Origin of the sequence: Petrimonas mucosa (assembly GCF_900095795.1) — a bacterium.
GTDB classification, from domain to species: Bacteria; Bacteroidota; Bacteroidia; order Bacteroidales; family Dysgonomonadaceae; genus Petrimonas; species Petrimonas mucosa.
This window is the reverse complement of record NZ_LT608328.1, coordinates 1480911-1496313: the sequence shown is the minus strand read 5'-3', so window position 1 is coordinate 1496313 and position 15403 is coordinate 1480911. Positions and strand designations below refer to the sequence as shown.

Genomic DNA, 15403 nt, shown 5'->3' with positions numbered 1-15403 from the left:
TATTCGATTGATAAACGGTGAAACGTTACATATAATATAGTGATGATTAGATCACCAATCAAAACTATCTATTTTGGTTGAAATCGGGTGCAAGTTGATAACTGTTCATCAGTTTCCCGAAAAATGAGTCATCAATAGCTCCCTCGAAATGATCCACAATTGTTTTACTCAATACCGTGTTGCTATGATTGAAACGTACAGATTCGTTAATTTTGAGGAGACCGATTTTATTAAGCAGATCTGCCCTCACTTCACCATTGTAAACGGGCGGATGAATCACAGAATTTGAAAAAAATGTGCCGACAGTTGCATAAGGAGAATAGACTTCTCCCTGTTCCCCTTTTATGATGGGCAGAAACTCACAACCAGAGAAAATCACTTTACCGGACAGAGGTCTTTTTTCAGATCCATAAAAATTAGAAACCGTACAGTTATCGAAGATTAGATTTGCAAGATTCCCGTTGTTGCGCAATGCAATATTGTCACAGTTGTTGAACCTCACTGAAGGATAGAGCGAGTATTCTGAAAGATCAATATTGCTGTTTCCGATTTCAAAATGATATTGATTATCCTCAGTCGACAAATCTTCTAACTCAACGTTTGAGAAAATGTATGAAGCATTGGTTCGCAGGACAGGACACTGTCCATAAGATTGTGTAAATGAAAACTACAGGAAGACATTCTTGTAGTTTTTTCTTTTCCAACCCCTCTATAATTTGTGTGAGGGGATTCGAAAAGAAAAAACAAGATTAGCGATTAATATAAAAACGATTAATTTTGTAAACATTTAATTTTATGGACATTCCCAAAGAGTTATTAAACAAAGAGTTTCTGTCTCAATTTAAGACGGAAGAAGACGTGAGCAAGTTTTTAACCGACTTGCACACTCGGGTATTGGAACAAATGCTGGAAGGCGAGATGGAAGCTTATTTAGGCTACGAGAAACATTCCCCGGAAGGCAACAACAGCGGCAATTCCCGTAACGGCAAGTATCCCAAGAAAATACAGACACATTATGGCGAATCCGTCATAGATGTGCCTCGTGACCGTCAGGGAGAGTTTGAACCAACTGTTGTCCCCAAGCATCAGAGCCGAGGTTTATCCATCGAGAAACTGGTCATATCCCTTTACGCCAAAGGAATGAGTGTGTCGGATATTGAAGAAGAGATGAAAGAGATTTACGGCATAACACTTTCCACTTCAGCCATATCCATTATAACCAATAAAGTAACTCAAGCAGCGATAGAATGGCAGAATCGCCCGCTGGAGAATCAGTATCTTATAGTCTGGATGGATGGCATTGTCTTTAAAGTCAGAGACCAGGGTAAAGTGGTCAATAAAACGGTTTATTTATGTGTAGGCTTGAATAAGGAAGGCATCAAGGAAGTGCTGGGCATGTGGGTTGGCAAGAATGAAAGTGCATCGTATTGGACAGGTGTTTTAACCGACTTGAAAGCTCGTGGAGTAAATGATATTCTGATTACCGTAACTGATAATTTGAACGGATTCACAGACTCAATAAAAGCGGTTTTCCCTGATGCAACCACTCAAATCTGTGTTGTACATCAAATACGCAACTCTTGCAGGTACGTTGTCTGGAAAGAGAAAAAAGAGTTTTCATCTGATTTGAAGAATATTTACAACGCTCCCACCAAAGAGTCAGCTGCACTGGAACTGGATGCTTTTGAACAGAAATGGGGTGGAAAGTACCCTTATGCCATTCGTTCATGGCGGAGAAATTGGGATGAACTGACGGCCTTTTTTGACTTTCCTGTTGAAATCAGAAAGATTATCTACACGACCAATCTGATAGAAAATCTGAATGGGAAAATTAGAAAATACACCAAAAACAAGCTTTCGTTTCCAAACGATGATGCTTTGAAAAAGGCTGTATATTTGGCTGTTTCTGAAATAGAAAAAAAATGGACACAGCCAATTTGGAACTGGGGGTTGATTTTTAACCAGTTTATAACTATATTTGAAAACAGGATTCAAGTATAAAACTCTTAAATCCTGTAGTTTGACGTTTACACAAAATATTGGATGGTACCAAAAATAAGGACCGATTGATTTTGATTTTAGTCGGTTGATACTGATTTCTTTTAATGATTATCCGCAGTTATTCCTAAAGAATTTAACGGGAAAAAGTTATAAATAAGTTTCAAAAACACTTGCACAATTCACTGATATTCATTATATTTACATCGCTAACGATATAAAGATTCAAACTATGAATATCCTGGATTTTGCTATAAATTACCCCGATGAGGAATCCTGTCGGAAAAAATTCAAAGAACAAAGAGACCAAATGGGAGTAACCTGTCGTCATTGTAATTGTAAAGAACATTATTGGCTGGAAAACAAGCAGGCCTATGAATGCAAGCGTTGTCGCGCACGCCAAACCTTGCGTTCAGGCACCGTCATGCAGCACTCCAACCTGCCTTACCGTTACTGGTTCGTGGCCATGCACCTGCTCACGGCGACCAAGGGCTCCTTTTCCGCGGCGGAGCTGCAGCGCCAGCTGGGGCACAAGCGTTACCAGCCCATATGGGAAATGGTCAATAAACTGCGTGACGTGATGGGCAAACGCGATGATGAGTACACCCTCGAGGGAGCCATCGAGTTGGACGACGCCTTCTTTTCCACCGAAATATCCCTTGAAGAGAGGGACAAACCGTTGAAGCGCGGCCGCGGGAGCCAAAAAAAGACCAAAGTGCTGGTAATGGCTGAAAGCAAAACGGTTGAAAACCCCAAGCCGGGTAAGAAACCCAAGAAGGTTAGATACCTGAAAATGAAAGTGATCAGTGACTTGAAGTCCGGTACAATTACAAGGAATGTCAAAGAGCACGTTGAAAGCACGGCGGATCTGACCACCGATGACTCAACATCTTACACTAAATTGAAAGAGCATGTTCATTCACATACGGCATCTGTTATTCCACACCAGGATCTTTCCAAGGTGCTGCCCTGGGTGCATACCGCGATCAGCAATGCCAAACGACAGCTCCTGGGCGTGTATTACAAGATAAAACCAGAATACTTGCAATATTACCTCAACCAGTTCTGTTATAAATTCAACAGGCGTTACTTCGGGGAAAACCAGTTTGAAAGACTGTTGATAGCCGCTGTAACGTATGCTCCTGATTTCAAGTCAAGAATTTACAATAGGAACTATTGCGGATAATCATTTTTCTTTTTTATCTGAGCGGTAATCTCAAACTGAATTATCATGGGAAAACTGACACAAATCTGGAATGAGGTAAAACCCCGCGGGGGATGGAGATATCCGGCAATCATCATCTCCGGGGCATTTGTGGGGCTCTTCATCTATACTTTTTTCGCCTCCCGTGCCTACAGCTACCTTTCCGACAATCCCCGAACCTGCGTCAACTGTCACGTGATGAGTCCCTACTACGCCACCTGGACCCACAGTTCACACGCCCGGAATGTCACCTGCAACGATTGTCATGTTCCGCACAACAATGTGGTGAACAAGTATCTCTTCAAAGCCAAGGATGGCCTCCGCCACTCCGCCGTTTTTACCCTTCGGGGTGAGAAAACAGCCCTGCAAACCATTGAGGCCAGTTCAGAAGTGATCATGGAGAACTGTATCCGGTGCCATACACAGCTCAATCAGGAGTTCGTGACGACCGGAAGGATGGGTTACCGGGAGACGAGAGCAAATGGCGGAAATGCCTGCTGGGACTGTCACCGGGATGTTCCCCACACCCGAAGCCGCTCGGAAGTATCCACACCCCATTCGCATGTACCGATGCCCGATACCCGGGTACCGGACTGGTTAAGCACGGCAATCACCAACCATCAAGTGAAGTAACAAACCCCAAATATTATCACCATGAGCAACAATGAAAACAGAAAGATGAAGTCGTGGGTAGCCTGGCTTCTGTTTTTCGTTACAGTTGGCATCGTCTTCCTGCTGGGTATGCTTGCCGCATCGATCACCCAGCGAAGAGCCGAAGTGGCATCGATCCTCAACAACAAGAAGGTGAATATCACCGGTATTGAATCGCGGAACGAAATCTTCGCCCAGAATTACCCGAGGGAGTATGAATCGTGGATCAGGACCGCCGACACCACCTTTCAGAGCGAATTCAATGGAAGCAGTGTGGCGGATGTACTGGAACAACGGCCCGAGATGGTGATCCTATGGGCGGGATATGCCTTCTCGAAGGATTACGGAACACCCCGGGGCCATATGCATGCCATCGAGGATATCCACCACACGCTACGTACGGGAGCACCGCTCTCTCCGGACGAAGGACCGCAGCCGGCAACCTGCTGGACCTGTAAAAGCCCGGACGTTCCCCGTCTGATGGATTCTCTTGGAATAGCTGAATTTTACAAGGGCACATGGGCTTCGCTGGGAGATGAGGTGGTGAATCCCATCGGATGCGCCGATTGTCACGAAGCGGAGAACATGAACCTGAAAATCAGTCGCCCGGGATTGATTGAAGGGCTGAAGAACAGCGGCAGGAACATCGACAACATCCCGCAGCAGGAGATGCGTTCGCTGGCCTGCGCCCAATGTCACGTGGAGTACTATTTCACTCCCGACGGCAAATACCTGATCTTTCCCTGGCACAACGGGCTGACCGTCGAGGGTAGTGAAAGGTATTACGACAGCATCCGGTTTGCCGACTATACACACAAGCTCAGCCGGGCACCCATCATCAAGGCACAGCATCCCGATTACGAGATCTATAAGACCGGCATTCACGCTCAGCGGGGCGTTTCGTGCGCCGATTGCCATATGCCGTACATATCGGAAGGAGGGGTCAAGTACTCCAACCATCAGATAAGAAGTCCGCTGGCAAGCATCAACAGCACCTGCCAGGTCTGTCACCGTGAAAGCGAGGAGACCTTGCGCAATGCCGTCTACGAGCGCCAACGCAGTGCCAACGAAATCCGCAACCTGGTTGAGAAAGAACTTGCGGCCGCCCATATCGAGGCCAAGTTTGCCTGGGAGAGGGGGGCTACCGAAGCAGAGATGGAGGAGGCGTTGCAACTTATCCGGCAATCTCAATGGCGTTGGGACTACGCTGTGGCTTCGCACGGCGGATCGTTCCACTCGCCGGTAGAGTTCCAGCGGATTCTCGCCATGAGTCTCGACCGGGCGCATAAAGCCCGATTTGCCATTTCGAAAGTATTGGCTCAACTGGGGCATACCGGTGATGTTCCCATGCCCGACATCTCTACCAAGGAGAAGGCACAGGCCTACATCGGACTGGAGATGACGCAGGAGCGGGAAGCAAAAAAGGAGTTCGTGGAAACGGTGGTGCCCGAATGGCTGAAAAAAGCCAGAGCCAACAACCGCCTGGTCAGCAGAAATTATTGAATGAAGCCCATCGGAAAAATATGGGAGCGGCCATGGGGTTACACCGAAGGATTTATCGTGGCCGGCGGTATTGCGTTGGCAGGCATCCTGCTGCAGCTCCAGTTTGGTAATCTCGGTCCCTCCGACTACAGTTTTCCGGTAAACCTGATTGTGGGGATCCTCTTTGTGGCAGGGCTTCTTTGCTGCCACTTCCTGCTGAGAGCGAACCACGTTATACGATGGCTTTCGGGGACAACATCAACCGTGCCTGCGTTGCTCATGCTGCTGACATTTGTGGTGGTGATGGGATTGACGCCCCAGTATTCCGGAGAGCTGCCCCGGGAAGAACTGCCCGACACACTTTTCAGCCGGATCGGATGGTACCGGATGACCACCTCATGGGCATTTGTACTCCTCTGCTTTTACATCCTGACGATTCTGGGCCTGACACTGCTGAAGAAGAGCCGTGAGGTGCAATCGTGGCGACTGGCCGGCTTCTACCTCAATCACCTGGGGTTGTTTCTGGCACTACTCGCCGGTTTGCTGGGAAGCGGAGATATCCGGCGTTTCACCGTTCAGGTCAACGAAGGCGAGGTGGAGTGGCGCGACCTGCCCCTCGCCATCGAACTGGAAAGATTCGAGATCGAGGAGTATCCCCCCAGACTGGTTGTCATCGATAACCGTACGGGGAAGATCCTGCCAGTAGACCGCCCCGAATCCTATATGTTTGAAGCAACCGGCAGGTGGACAGAGCTAAACGGAAACCGCATCGAAATAGTGGAGTACCTTCCTCAGGCAGTCCCGGTAGACGACCCGGCATCGGTTACCTTTGTTCCCATGCAGATGGATGGAGCAGCCACGGCGCTGAAGGTACGGGTAATCAATCCATCGCTCGGCAAGCCGGTCGAGGGCTGGGTGAGCAACGGAAGCTACCGGTTTCCCTATCGGACGCTGCCTATCGATGAAGCCACCAGCCTGGCAATGCCCATGCAGGAAGTGAAACGGTACACTTCATGGGTAACCGTCTATACGGAGGCCGGGGAACAGAAAAAGGGTGGTATCGAAGTAAACAGGCCGCTTTCGATTGGGGGATGGACCATCTACCAGTACGGATACGACGAAAGTATGGGCAAATACTCCAGGCAAAGCGTTTTCGAACTGGTCCGCGATCCCTGGTTGCCGTTGGTCTACACCGGTATCTTCATGCTGTTGGCCGGGGCACTCTTCCTGTTTGTTGCCGGCCCCAAAAAACCGATAATCGAGAGTTGAACATGTCGTGGAATTTTTTCATATTTTTTGCTGCACCGGCGATCCTCTCCTGGGGCATAGCATCGGGGGTGGCATTGCGCAGCCATAAAAAGTGGTTAGCCACCGGATTGATGGTATTGGGACTGGGTATATTTTTCGCATTTATCCTCGGATTGTGGTTGTCGCTCGAGCGGCCACCCCTGCGGACAATGGGAGAGACCCGTTTGTGGTACTCTTTTTTCCTGCCGTTAGCAGGATTAATCACTTATCAACGGTGGGGATACCGGTGGATACTGTCGTTCAGCACCCTCCTATCGGCACTCTTTATCGTTGTAAACATCGCCCGGCCGGAGATCCACAATAAAGTGTTGATGCCTGCCCTGCAAAGCCCTTGGTTTGCGCCTCACGTGATTATCTACATCTTTTCCTACGCCATTCTTGGAGCCGTAACATTGATAGCTCTCTTCTACCTTTTCAGGGGGGAGAAGCTGCAGGAGAGGGATCGCATCATGGAGACAACCGATAACCTGGTGTATGTTGGCGTCGCATTTCTAACAATAGGCATGCTGATGGGGGCAATCTGGGCAAAAGAGGCTTGGGGACACTACTGGAGTTGGGATCCGAAGGAGACATGGGCGGCGGCCACCTGGCTGGGCTATCTGCTCTATATCCATTACCGGCTCCGGAAAAGATCGAAAGAGAGCACCTCGATGCTGATCCTTATCGGCACATTCATCCTGCTTCAGGTCTGCTGGTACGGAGTCAATTACCTCCCCTCGGCACAAGGTAGAAGCGTCCACACCTATTCGGCCCGATAACTCCTTGCCAAGCCTATCCTTCCTGACCTTCGGGCCTGCTGCTCTTCGGCGGGAAGATGGTGCTCTTCCATACAGGCGTCGCTGCAGCAGCCCTCATACTTGCTTCTGCACCCGTCACACTGGATAAAGAGCAGGTGACACCCGTCGTTATTGCAGTTGGTGTGGTTATCGCATGGGGCTCCACATTGATGGCATTTTGCAATCACATCGTCGGTAATCCGCTCGCCCATGCGCCCATCGAATACAAAATTCTTGCCCACAAACTTCAAGGGGAGATTCTGCTCCCTGGCTCTCCTGACATACTCAATCACGCCACCCTCCACGTGGAAGAGATTGGGAAACCCTTTGTGGCGCAGGTAGGCCGACGCCTTTTCACACCGGATGCCTCCGGTGCAGTACATCACGATCTTCTTATCCTTATGCTCCTTCAGCATCTCCGCAGCCATGGGCAGCTGTTCGCGGAACGTGTTGGAAGGTATCTCCAACGCATTTTCAAAATGGCCCACCTCATATTCGTAATGGTTGCGCATATCCACAAAGAGAGTATCCTCCCGGCCAATCATCCTGTTCACCTCGTCGGCCTTCAGGTACTGCCCCACGTTCGACGCATCGAAAGAGGGGTCGGTGATACCGTCCGCAACGATCTTGGGCCTAACCTTGCACTTCAGCACCCAAAACGATTTGCCGTCATCGTCGATCGCGATATTGAGCCGGATGCCGTTGAGTTCGGGCGATAGCCCGTAGAGCGTCTCTTTGAATGTGCCGAAATTATTCTCGGGCACACTAATCTGCGCATTGATCCCTTCATGGGCAATGTAGATCCGCCCGAAAACATTCAGCTCGCTGAACTTCAGGTAAACCTCGTCGCGGAAAGCTTTCGGATCTGTTATTGTGAAGTATTTATACAGGGAGACGGTGATGCGCGGCACTGTTTCTGCAAACAGCCGGGCCTTCAGTTCCCGTTTGGAAATTCGGTTGTGTAACAGTTGCATGGTGAACCCTCCTTTTGATTTTTATCATGTAAAACATAGTTGCTGCAAATGTACAGATAAAAAACGGGTTTTACAGCAATTACTCAACCATCCAGATCTCCTCGGGGTATACCACGTCGTGGAGGAAGAGCGCATGTCCGGGTGCAGATTCACCGGCAGCCCGACGATCCTTGGCTTCAATTATTTTCCTGAAGCCGGCCTCGTCTAGCTTTCCGCGTCCGGCCAACAGCAGTGTCCCTACGATGGCCCGCACCATGTTCCGCAGGAAGCGGTTGGCCGTGATGGTAAAGGTGTAGTGTGAACCCGACTGCTCCCAGAATGCCTCCCGGATATGGCAGATGTTGCTCTTCACATCGGTATGGAGCCGGCTGAAACTGGTGAACTCTTCGTACTCTTTCAACACTTCACACAGTCTGTTCATGGCATCGATATCGGGTTCGAAAAAGAGCCGAAGGGCGAGGTCGGCCAGGAAGGGATCTTTTTCCGTGGTGAGATAATATTTGTACGTACGGGATATGGCCGAGAAACGGGCATGTGCATCGGGTCTCACCTCCCTGATTGCTTGCACCGATATATCGCGGGGCAGAAAACTGTTGAGGTTTCTCACCAGCTTCGTCGCATCCAGGTCGGTTCCCGGAAGATCGAAATGAGCCACCATCTTATGGGCATGTACTCCGGCATCGGTCCTGCCCGCCCCCACCACTTCCACCGGTTCGCGCAGGATGACCGAAAGGGCATGTTGCAATGCCTCCTGCACACTCAGTCCGTTAGGCTGTATTTGCCAGCCGACGTAATTCTTACCGTTGTATGAAAGTGTAATGAAATAGCGCTTCATCCCAATATCTCATTCCGTTCTTACCGTGATGTGGAAACAGGCCTGCTTCCGCTCGTGCTTCACGTAACAGCGCTGTTGACCCTTCAGATCGAAAAGAACCTGTGCCAGTACCAGCTTCAGCCTCTCCGGCGGAACCCGATGAGTGGAATCGGGCATTACCGGGTTGAAGAGCTTCCACGATATGTCGAAGGTGGTTCCATAACGGTGTGCCGAATTCTCGCTGGCGTTGATATTTCCTCTTGTCAGCCTCGAGAGGTCCTCGTCGGTACGAAGGAGACTGCTCACGTAAAGCCTGTATAGAGGCAGCTCCTTGCTGTATAGCGAATCTCTGAAGTTCTGGGCGATATCTATGAATAGTTGTGCGGCTGAGGGGACCAGAAAGGGTATAGAGTGGGTCAGCTCGTACATCTTGTAGAGTTCCAGCTCATTCGGCAGGCGAACCAGCTCATTTGCCAGCTTCAATGTGTCGTCTCGGGAGGCCAGTGGCGAAATGCCTGCCGCCAAGGCTGCTTTCAGGTGAAGATCCTGCAGATCGTTGAACTCCCTGTTGTAGTTTCCAGTAAACCGTCTCTTCCGCTCCAGGGGGATTCCCCGGGCAGTTTTCGGCAGTTCACTCCCTTCGGCGTTTCCGCTGGTTTTGTCCCTGCCACAGCAGACGATCAGGAAAAGAGATAACAACAACACTCCCCGTCGGAAAGATCTCATGCCCGTCACGCTATCCGTTCAGCTCCCTAAGCCTGATTTTTGTCAACACCTGCTTGGTATTCAGCGGAAAGTCCCCCTCCATCATCCATGAGTAATAACTGGGTTCATCGCGCAGTACCTGTGCCACCGGCTTGCCCTTGTGCTTGCCAAAATTGAACACCTCCACTCCCTTCTCATCATAGATGATCCTGCCGGCAAAATCGACATTGTTGTTAAAACTGGAATACTCTTTCGACAAGAAGGCGATATCGTTCTGCAAATCGGGATACCGGTCGAGCTGCGATTTCAACACTTCGTAAGTGGCAATGGTATCGGCCTCCGCCGAGTGTGCATTCTCCAGCTCCTTATCGCAATAGAACCTGTAGGCCGCTTCCAGCGTACGTTGTTCCTTCTTATGAAAGATGATCTGAACATCCACGAATTTCCTCTTGCTCATATCGAAATCGATACCCGCCCTGAGAAACTCCTCGGCAAGCATCGGCACATCGAAGCGGCTGGAGTTGTAACCTGCCAGATCGCAACCCTCCAGCATCTCTGCCAACGATTTTGCCACCTGTCTGAATGTGGGGCAGTCCTTCACGTCATCGTCGGTAATGCCGTGAATAGCCGTTGCCTGGGCAGGGATGGGCATCTCGGGATTGATTAGCCGCGATTTCAGCTCCTCTTTCCCGTTAGGATGGATCTTCAGCAGTGAAATCTCCACGATCCGGTCTTTTGTAATGTTTATCCCTGTGGTCTCCAGATCGAAAAATACCAGTGGGTTTTTGAGGTTCAGTTTCATCTATCAATCGTTTAACATCATCGGCATCAGCAGCGTAAGCATATCTTCGTTCTCCTCGTTTTCGGCAGGAAGAATGATTCCGGCGCGGGAGGGGTCGGAAAGTTCGATTTTCACGTCGGCCGACGGAATATTGTTGAGCATGTCGATCAGGAATACCGCCTTGAATCCGATATTCATCACGCTTCCGTTGTACTGGCATGGAATCACCTCTTCGGCGGAGGTCAGGAAATCGATATCTTGTGCCGAGACAACAATCTTATCTTCCGAGAGTTGCAGTTTCACCAGACTGCTTGCCGGGTTTGAAAAGACGCTTACCCGCTTCAATGCGTTCAGCAATGCAAGCCTGTCGAGTGTAACATGATTGGGGTTGTTCTGCGGGATAACCGAGTTGTAGTTGGGATACCGTCCTTCAACGAAACGGCAGATCATCACAAAATTCGACATCGTGATGTAGGCGTTGTTTTCATCGAACTTCAGTTCAACCGTTCCGCTCTCTTTCGGCAGCAGGGTTCTCAGCAGGTTTGCCGGCTTCTTGGGCAGAATAAAGGATGACCTGCCATCACCTTTCACATCCTTGTGAATTACACGCACAAGCTTGTGTCCGTCCGATGCTACGAAAGTGAGGTCATCGGCGGTGATATCGAAATAGATACCGTTCATTACCGGACGGAGCTCATCATCGGCAGTGGCGAATACGGTTCTGTTGATTCCGTTGAAAAGTGTTTCGGCAGGGATATTGAGTACGATGGCCGAATCCTTCAACTCTTTCGGTTTGGGATATTCATCGCCTTTCAACCCTACAAAATTGTACTTTCCGTTGTGATAGTAGATAAATACCTCAAGTGTTTCGTCGTTCACGTCAAACGTGAGGGGCTGATCGGGGAGTTCCCTCAACGGATCCAGCAGGTTCTTGGAATTGACGGCCAAGCTTCCTGCACCCTCCGAACTGTTCACTTCTACCTTGGTCTCCAACCGGGTCTCATTGTCGGCAGCTGTAATGGTCAACACATTCCCGTCCAGTTCCAGAAGAAAACAATCCAAAATGGGCAATGTATTTTTTGAATTGATAACTCTGCTGATCGCTTGCAGATGGCTCAACAGTGTGGCACTTGATACTACAAATTTCATAGGGAGTGATTTTATTTTTTTAAAATTTGATCTTCTTATAATTTAGCAAATATACAAAATTATCCGTTCAGGAAAGTCATGACTGAGCAAATTTTCCTCGATTTGTCGATAAGCATCGATACGGAGAGAATCCCCCCACCGGTCATGTTTTCCTGTTGCGCGGGTGGTGCTCAATAATTTCCTGCCTGAGGAAGTTCCGGTCGATATGGGTATATATCTCAGTAGTCGTGATCTTTTCATGTCCCAGCATCTCCTGGATTACCCTGATATTGGCCCCCCTCTCCAGCAGATGGGTGGCAAACGAGTGTCGGAATACGTGCGGGCTGATCTCCTTCTTGATGCCGGCCGCCTCTGCATACTGCCTGATGTAGTAAAAGACCGTCACGCGAGAGATCGCACTTCCTCTTGAACTTAAAAAGAGAACATCCTCATACCCCCTCTTCACCGTTTGCCGACTGCGATGCAACAGGTAGTTGTTGATTTTCAGGATGGCCGTCTCAGAAATAGGGACCAGCCGCTGCTTGCTCCCCTTCCCCTGCACGCGAATAAATCCCTCATCGAAGAAGAGGTCTGAAAACCTCAGGTTTGTCAGCTCCGACACACGCAGGCCACAACTGTAGAGTGTCTCGATAATGGCATAATTGCGGGTACCTTCGGCAGTAGAGAGATCGATCTGGGAGAGGATGGCGTCGATCTCTTCAACCGACAGCACCACCGGCAGTTTCAATCCCACCTTAGGACTCTCCAGTAATTGGCTAGGATCCTCCTCGATATAACCATCCAGCATCAAAAACTGAAAAAATGATTTGACACCCGACAGGATACGGGCCACAGAACGGGCCTTTATACCTGTATCGTACAACCCGGCCAGAAACTCCTCCAGGTGTTGGAAGCTGATTTCGGAAAGGGAAAGATTCCGGCTTTCGGCAAAATCGAGCAGCTTCTGCAAGTCGGCCATGTAGGCATCGATGGTATTTGAAGACAACCCTTTCTCCAGAAGCAGGTAACGCTTGTATTTTCCAACAGGTGAGTTTCGCTGCATCACTTACCGTTCTCCATTTTTCTGACCATCTCCCTCGCCTCATCAATATAGCTGCCGATGCGTTCGGTCACCCGCCACTTCTCCTCGTCGCCGACCGGCTCCTTGCGTTCCAGTCGACGCAATCGTTCAGACAACAGCTCGTCGCCAATTATCATAAAGAGCGGAAGAATCTTGTGGGCGATATGTGACACACTATCCTGATCGTTGTTCCTGATGGAGCTTTTCAATTGTTCCAGGCTATTTCCGGTGTCGACAACAAAGGTCCTGAGTATCAGCAGGAGGCTCTCGGGATCATCCTTTACCTCCTTGAACAACATCTCAATGCCTGCAGGTTTCTCCCCTTTCATATTCCTGCTCGCAGACTCGCCATTCAAGTATCTGTCGATTACCGAGAAGAGTTGAGCGGAGGTAAACGGCTTGTTCAGGAAATCGGTGAAGCCGGACTGTCTGAAATCGGCAGACGAGAGATCCGACCGGGCAGAGAGCGCTATGATCGGAGCCGACTTCAACCGGTCCACTCCCGACTCGCGGATCTTCTTCACCAGCATGAACCCACTTAAATGGGGCATCTGGATATCCATAAAGATCAGATCGAAAAGCTGGCTCTTCACGATCTCCAGCACCCTGAAGGGATCGACTTCGGTAACAACATTGATCCTCTTCAACCGGAGCATTCCAGACATCATCGTCAACTGGACCGGATCATCATCCACTACCAGCACCGAAATAGCCTCCTTCTCCGCATCGGGATCACCCTCATCCTGAACCGGCTCCTTCATCCGGGTAGGCTCGAGGGGTATAATCACGTCAAACTGCGAACCTGCCCCCTTTTCCGACTGCAGGTTGACCTCGCCTCCCAACTCCTCTACCAGTCCCCTGGTTATGGCCAGACCGAGACCGCTGCCCTCAACATGCTGGTCGATCCTCTCCGGCCTGATCTGCGTGAATTCCTGAAAGATGTACTCCTGGTAGTCCTTATCGATTCCCGGTCCGGTATCCTTCACCGAGAACTCCAGGATTCTCCGGTCGCCTCTTGATGGCGATCCGGCCACTACCTCCACCCTTCCCTCTACCGTATATTTAATTGCGTTGGAGATCAGGTTGGAGCAGATCTCTCTCAGCATGAACGGATCGCTAAAAACATCGAGATCTTCGGGCACCCTGTTTGTCGCGACATACTCCAGCTGCTTTTTCTCAGCAAGCGGCTTGAAGCTCAACAGTGTCGCTTCAACCAGATCGTGGAGGTTGAAGTTCATCTCCTTGCGCATCCATGTACCCGATTCGATCTTCTGATAATCGAGCAGATTCGTGACCAGCTGCAACACATGATTACCCGATTTTTTCATGTTGGAGAGGTAGATCCTCCGGGTATCTTCGTCGGTTCCCGACTCCATCAGTTCCACATAACCGAGGATGGAGCTCATCGGTGCCTTGATATCGTGAGATATGGACATCATCAGCTTTTCACGCGACTGCAGCAACTGGTTGATCCGCAAGTTGGACTCTTCCAGACGCCGCCTGTATCTCTGGCTACGGTTGACATCCATCAGGAACAGCACTCCAAAAACAAGCGCTATCAGGAAGGCCAGCAAGGAGACACCAAGTACTATCTTCGAGGAGTGGTTCAACGTAGCCTCCCTCTCCTCGATCAGCCTGATCGACTTGTCGATCTCCTCCTTCTCGATCGATTTTAAGAGATCGTCGATCCGTGCCGTCAACAGATGATTGGTATGTGTCATTGAAGATTGCCTCATCAACAGCGCAGTCTGAAATTTCCGCTGGTTTTCCAGATTCAACCGTTCGGTGTGCCGGACAATGTTGACCACCGTATCGATTGCCAGCCGGATATTCTCCCTGCCGGCATCGGCTGTGACGGTACGGTTCTTTATGATCAGGGTGGAGTCCTGCTTGCCTTTTACGGCATCCCCTATCCGTTTCAAGAGCCCTTTCTTTTTGCCCTTCACCACCACAGTATCGCTTTCGGCAGCGGTTTCAACAACGTTGGGCACACGATCCACATACTGTTTGAGCTTATCGTTCACCTGTCTAGGGACTATTGTGCTGACCGTTTGCCGGATAACCTCCGGAGCCTTGCTGAGCGAATCGAGCAGAACGGCAATGGCCATGAGGTTCTCCTCCTTCTCATCCAGCAACACGCCGATAGTGTCGAGCTTCACCACCCGCAGGCTATCTTTCGAGAGCAGCTTGAGCGAATCGATCTTCGCATCAACTTCAGGTCTTATCGAACTGTAACGGGAGTAATAGTTTGCCGCATTTTCAGCCGTATACAGGTTTTGCGTACTTTCAACCTCATAGAGCTGGTTGATCACGTTTCCAACGATTAGCAGCTCCGACAGATCCTCGTTTCTGAGCCTTGTCTCGGAAAACCTGACCAGATTCCGATAAACAGCCAACAGTCCAATGATCATGATTACCACAACCAATGCATAACCGGTGATTACCTCATATTTAAGTGCAGAACGCATTCCTGACGATTTCATACGTTTGTTGCCCGGAAG

Annotated in this window: 14 protein-coding genes; 6 read left to right on the top strand and 8 right to left on the bottom strand. The window is 49.7% G+C overall.

All coding sequences use genetic code 11. From position 1 onward, the window contains the following. Positions 1-64: 64 nt before the first annotated feature. The gene (locus ING2E5A_RS05925; RefSeq protein WP_154670045.1) at positions 65-502 is read right to left on the bottom strand and encodes a hypothetical protein; all 438 of its coding nucleotides are present in this window, start codon (positions 500-502) and stop codon (positions 65-67) included. Positions 503-795: 293 nt separating this feature from the next. Here ING2E5A_RS05925 and ING2E5A_RS05920 point away from each other — a divergent pair, with 293 nt between their 5' ends. The 6 genes from ING2E5A_RS05920 to ccsA all read left to right on the top strand — a co-directional run bounded on the left by ING2E5A_RS05920 (position 796) and on the right by ccsA (position 7401). Continuing rightward, complete coding sequence (locus ING2E5A_RS05920) at positions 796-2001, top strand: IS256 family transposase (RefSeq protein WP_071136615.1); 1206 nt, start codon at positions 796-798, stop codon at positions 1999-2001. A gap of 229 nt (positions 2002-2230) precedes the next feature. Then, positions 2231-3184 (top strand): IS1595 family transposase, encoded by a 954-nt coding sequence (locus ING2E5A_RS05915; RefSeq protein ID WP_071136336.1) that lies wholly within the window; start codon positions 2231-2233, stop codon positions 3182-3184. Positions 3185-3229: 45 nt separating this feature from the next. Next, complete coding sequence (gene nrfH, locus ING2E5A_RS05910; RefSeq protein ID WP_071136614.1) at positions 3230-3835, top strand: cytochrome c nitrite reductase small subunit; 606 nt, start codon at positions 3230-3232, stop codon at positions 3833-3835. A gap of 21 nt (positions 3836-3856) precedes the next feature. Next, positions 3857-5356, top strand: coding sequence for an ammonia-forming cytochrome c nitrite reductase (gene nrfA, locus ING2E5A_RS05905; protein WP_071136613.1), 1500 nt, complete (start codon positions 3857-3859; stop codon positions 5354-5356). Continuing rightward, the gene (locus ING2E5A_RS05900; RefSeq protein WP_083373218.1) at positions 5357-6604 is read left to right on the top strand and encodes a cytochrome c biogenesis protein ResB; all 1248 of its coding nucleotides are present in this window, start codon (positions 5357-5359) and stop codon (positions 6602-6604) included. It abuts the gene before it with no gap. A 2-nt stretch (positions 6605-6606) separates the two neighbouring features. Beyond that, a complete protein-coding gene (ccsA, locus tag ING2E5A_RS05895; RefSeq protein WP_071136612.1) occupies positions 6607-7401 on the top strand; it encodes a cytochrome c biogenesis protein CcsA in 795 nt (264 codons plus the stop codon). Here the strand turns inward: ccsA and trhO are convergent. From trhO to ING2E5A_RS05860, 7 genes are all read right to left on the bottom strand, one after another. Further along, a complete protein-coding gene (gene trhO / locus ING2E5A_RS05890) occupies positions 7386-8393 on the bottom strand; it encodes an oxygen-dependent tRNA uridine(34) hydroxylase TrhO (protein ID WP_071136611.1) in 1008 nt (335 codons plus the stop codon). The two genes, ccsA and trhO, sit on opposite strands and share 16 nt — an antisense overlap. Positions 8394-8472: 79 nt before the next feature. Beyond that, positions 8473-9228, bottom strand: coding sequence for a tRNA pseudouridine(38-40) synthase TruA (gene truA, locus ING2E5A_RS05885; RefSeq protein WP_071136610.1), 756 nt, complete (start codon positions 9226-9228; stop codon positions 8473-8475). Positions 9229-9237: 9 nt separating this feature from the next. Further along, positions 9238-9933 carry a DUF5715 family protein gene (locus ING2E5A_RS05880; protein ID WP_071138223.1) on the bottom strand — a complete coding sequence of 232 codons (696 nt, stop codon included), beginning with the start codon at positions 9931-9933 and terminating at the stop codon, positions 9238-9240. 10 nt (positions 9934-9943) lie between these two features. Next, the gene (locus ING2E5A_RS05875) at positions 9944-10714 is read right to left on the bottom strand and encodes a 3'-5' exonuclease (RefSeq protein ID WP_071136609.1); all 771 of its coding nucleotides are present in this window, start codon (positions 10712-10714) and stop codon (positions 9944-9946) included. A gap of 3 nt (positions 10715-10717) precedes the next feature. After that, complete coding sequence (dnaN, locus tag ING2E5A_RS05870; RefSeq protein ID WP_071136608.1) at positions 10718-11842, bottom strand: DNA polymerase III subunit beta; 1125 nt, start codon at positions 11840-11842, stop codon at positions 10718-10720. Between the two features lie 142 nt (positions 11843-11984). Beyond that, complete coding sequence (xerD, locus tag ING2E5A_RS05865; RefSeq protein WP_071136607.1) at positions 11985-12887, bottom strand: site-specific tyrosine recombinase XerD; 903 nt, start codon at positions 12885-12887, stop codon at positions 11985-11987. Then, positions 12884-15385, bottom strand: a complete 2502-nt coding sequence (locus ING2E5A_RS05860) for a hybrid sensor histidine kinase/response regulator (RefSeq protein WP_083373217.1) — start codon at positions 15383-15385, stop codon at positions 12884-12886. Before ING2E5A_RS05860 ends, xerD begins: the two co-directional genes overlap by 4 nt. Positions 15386-15403: the final 18 nt, after the last annotated feature.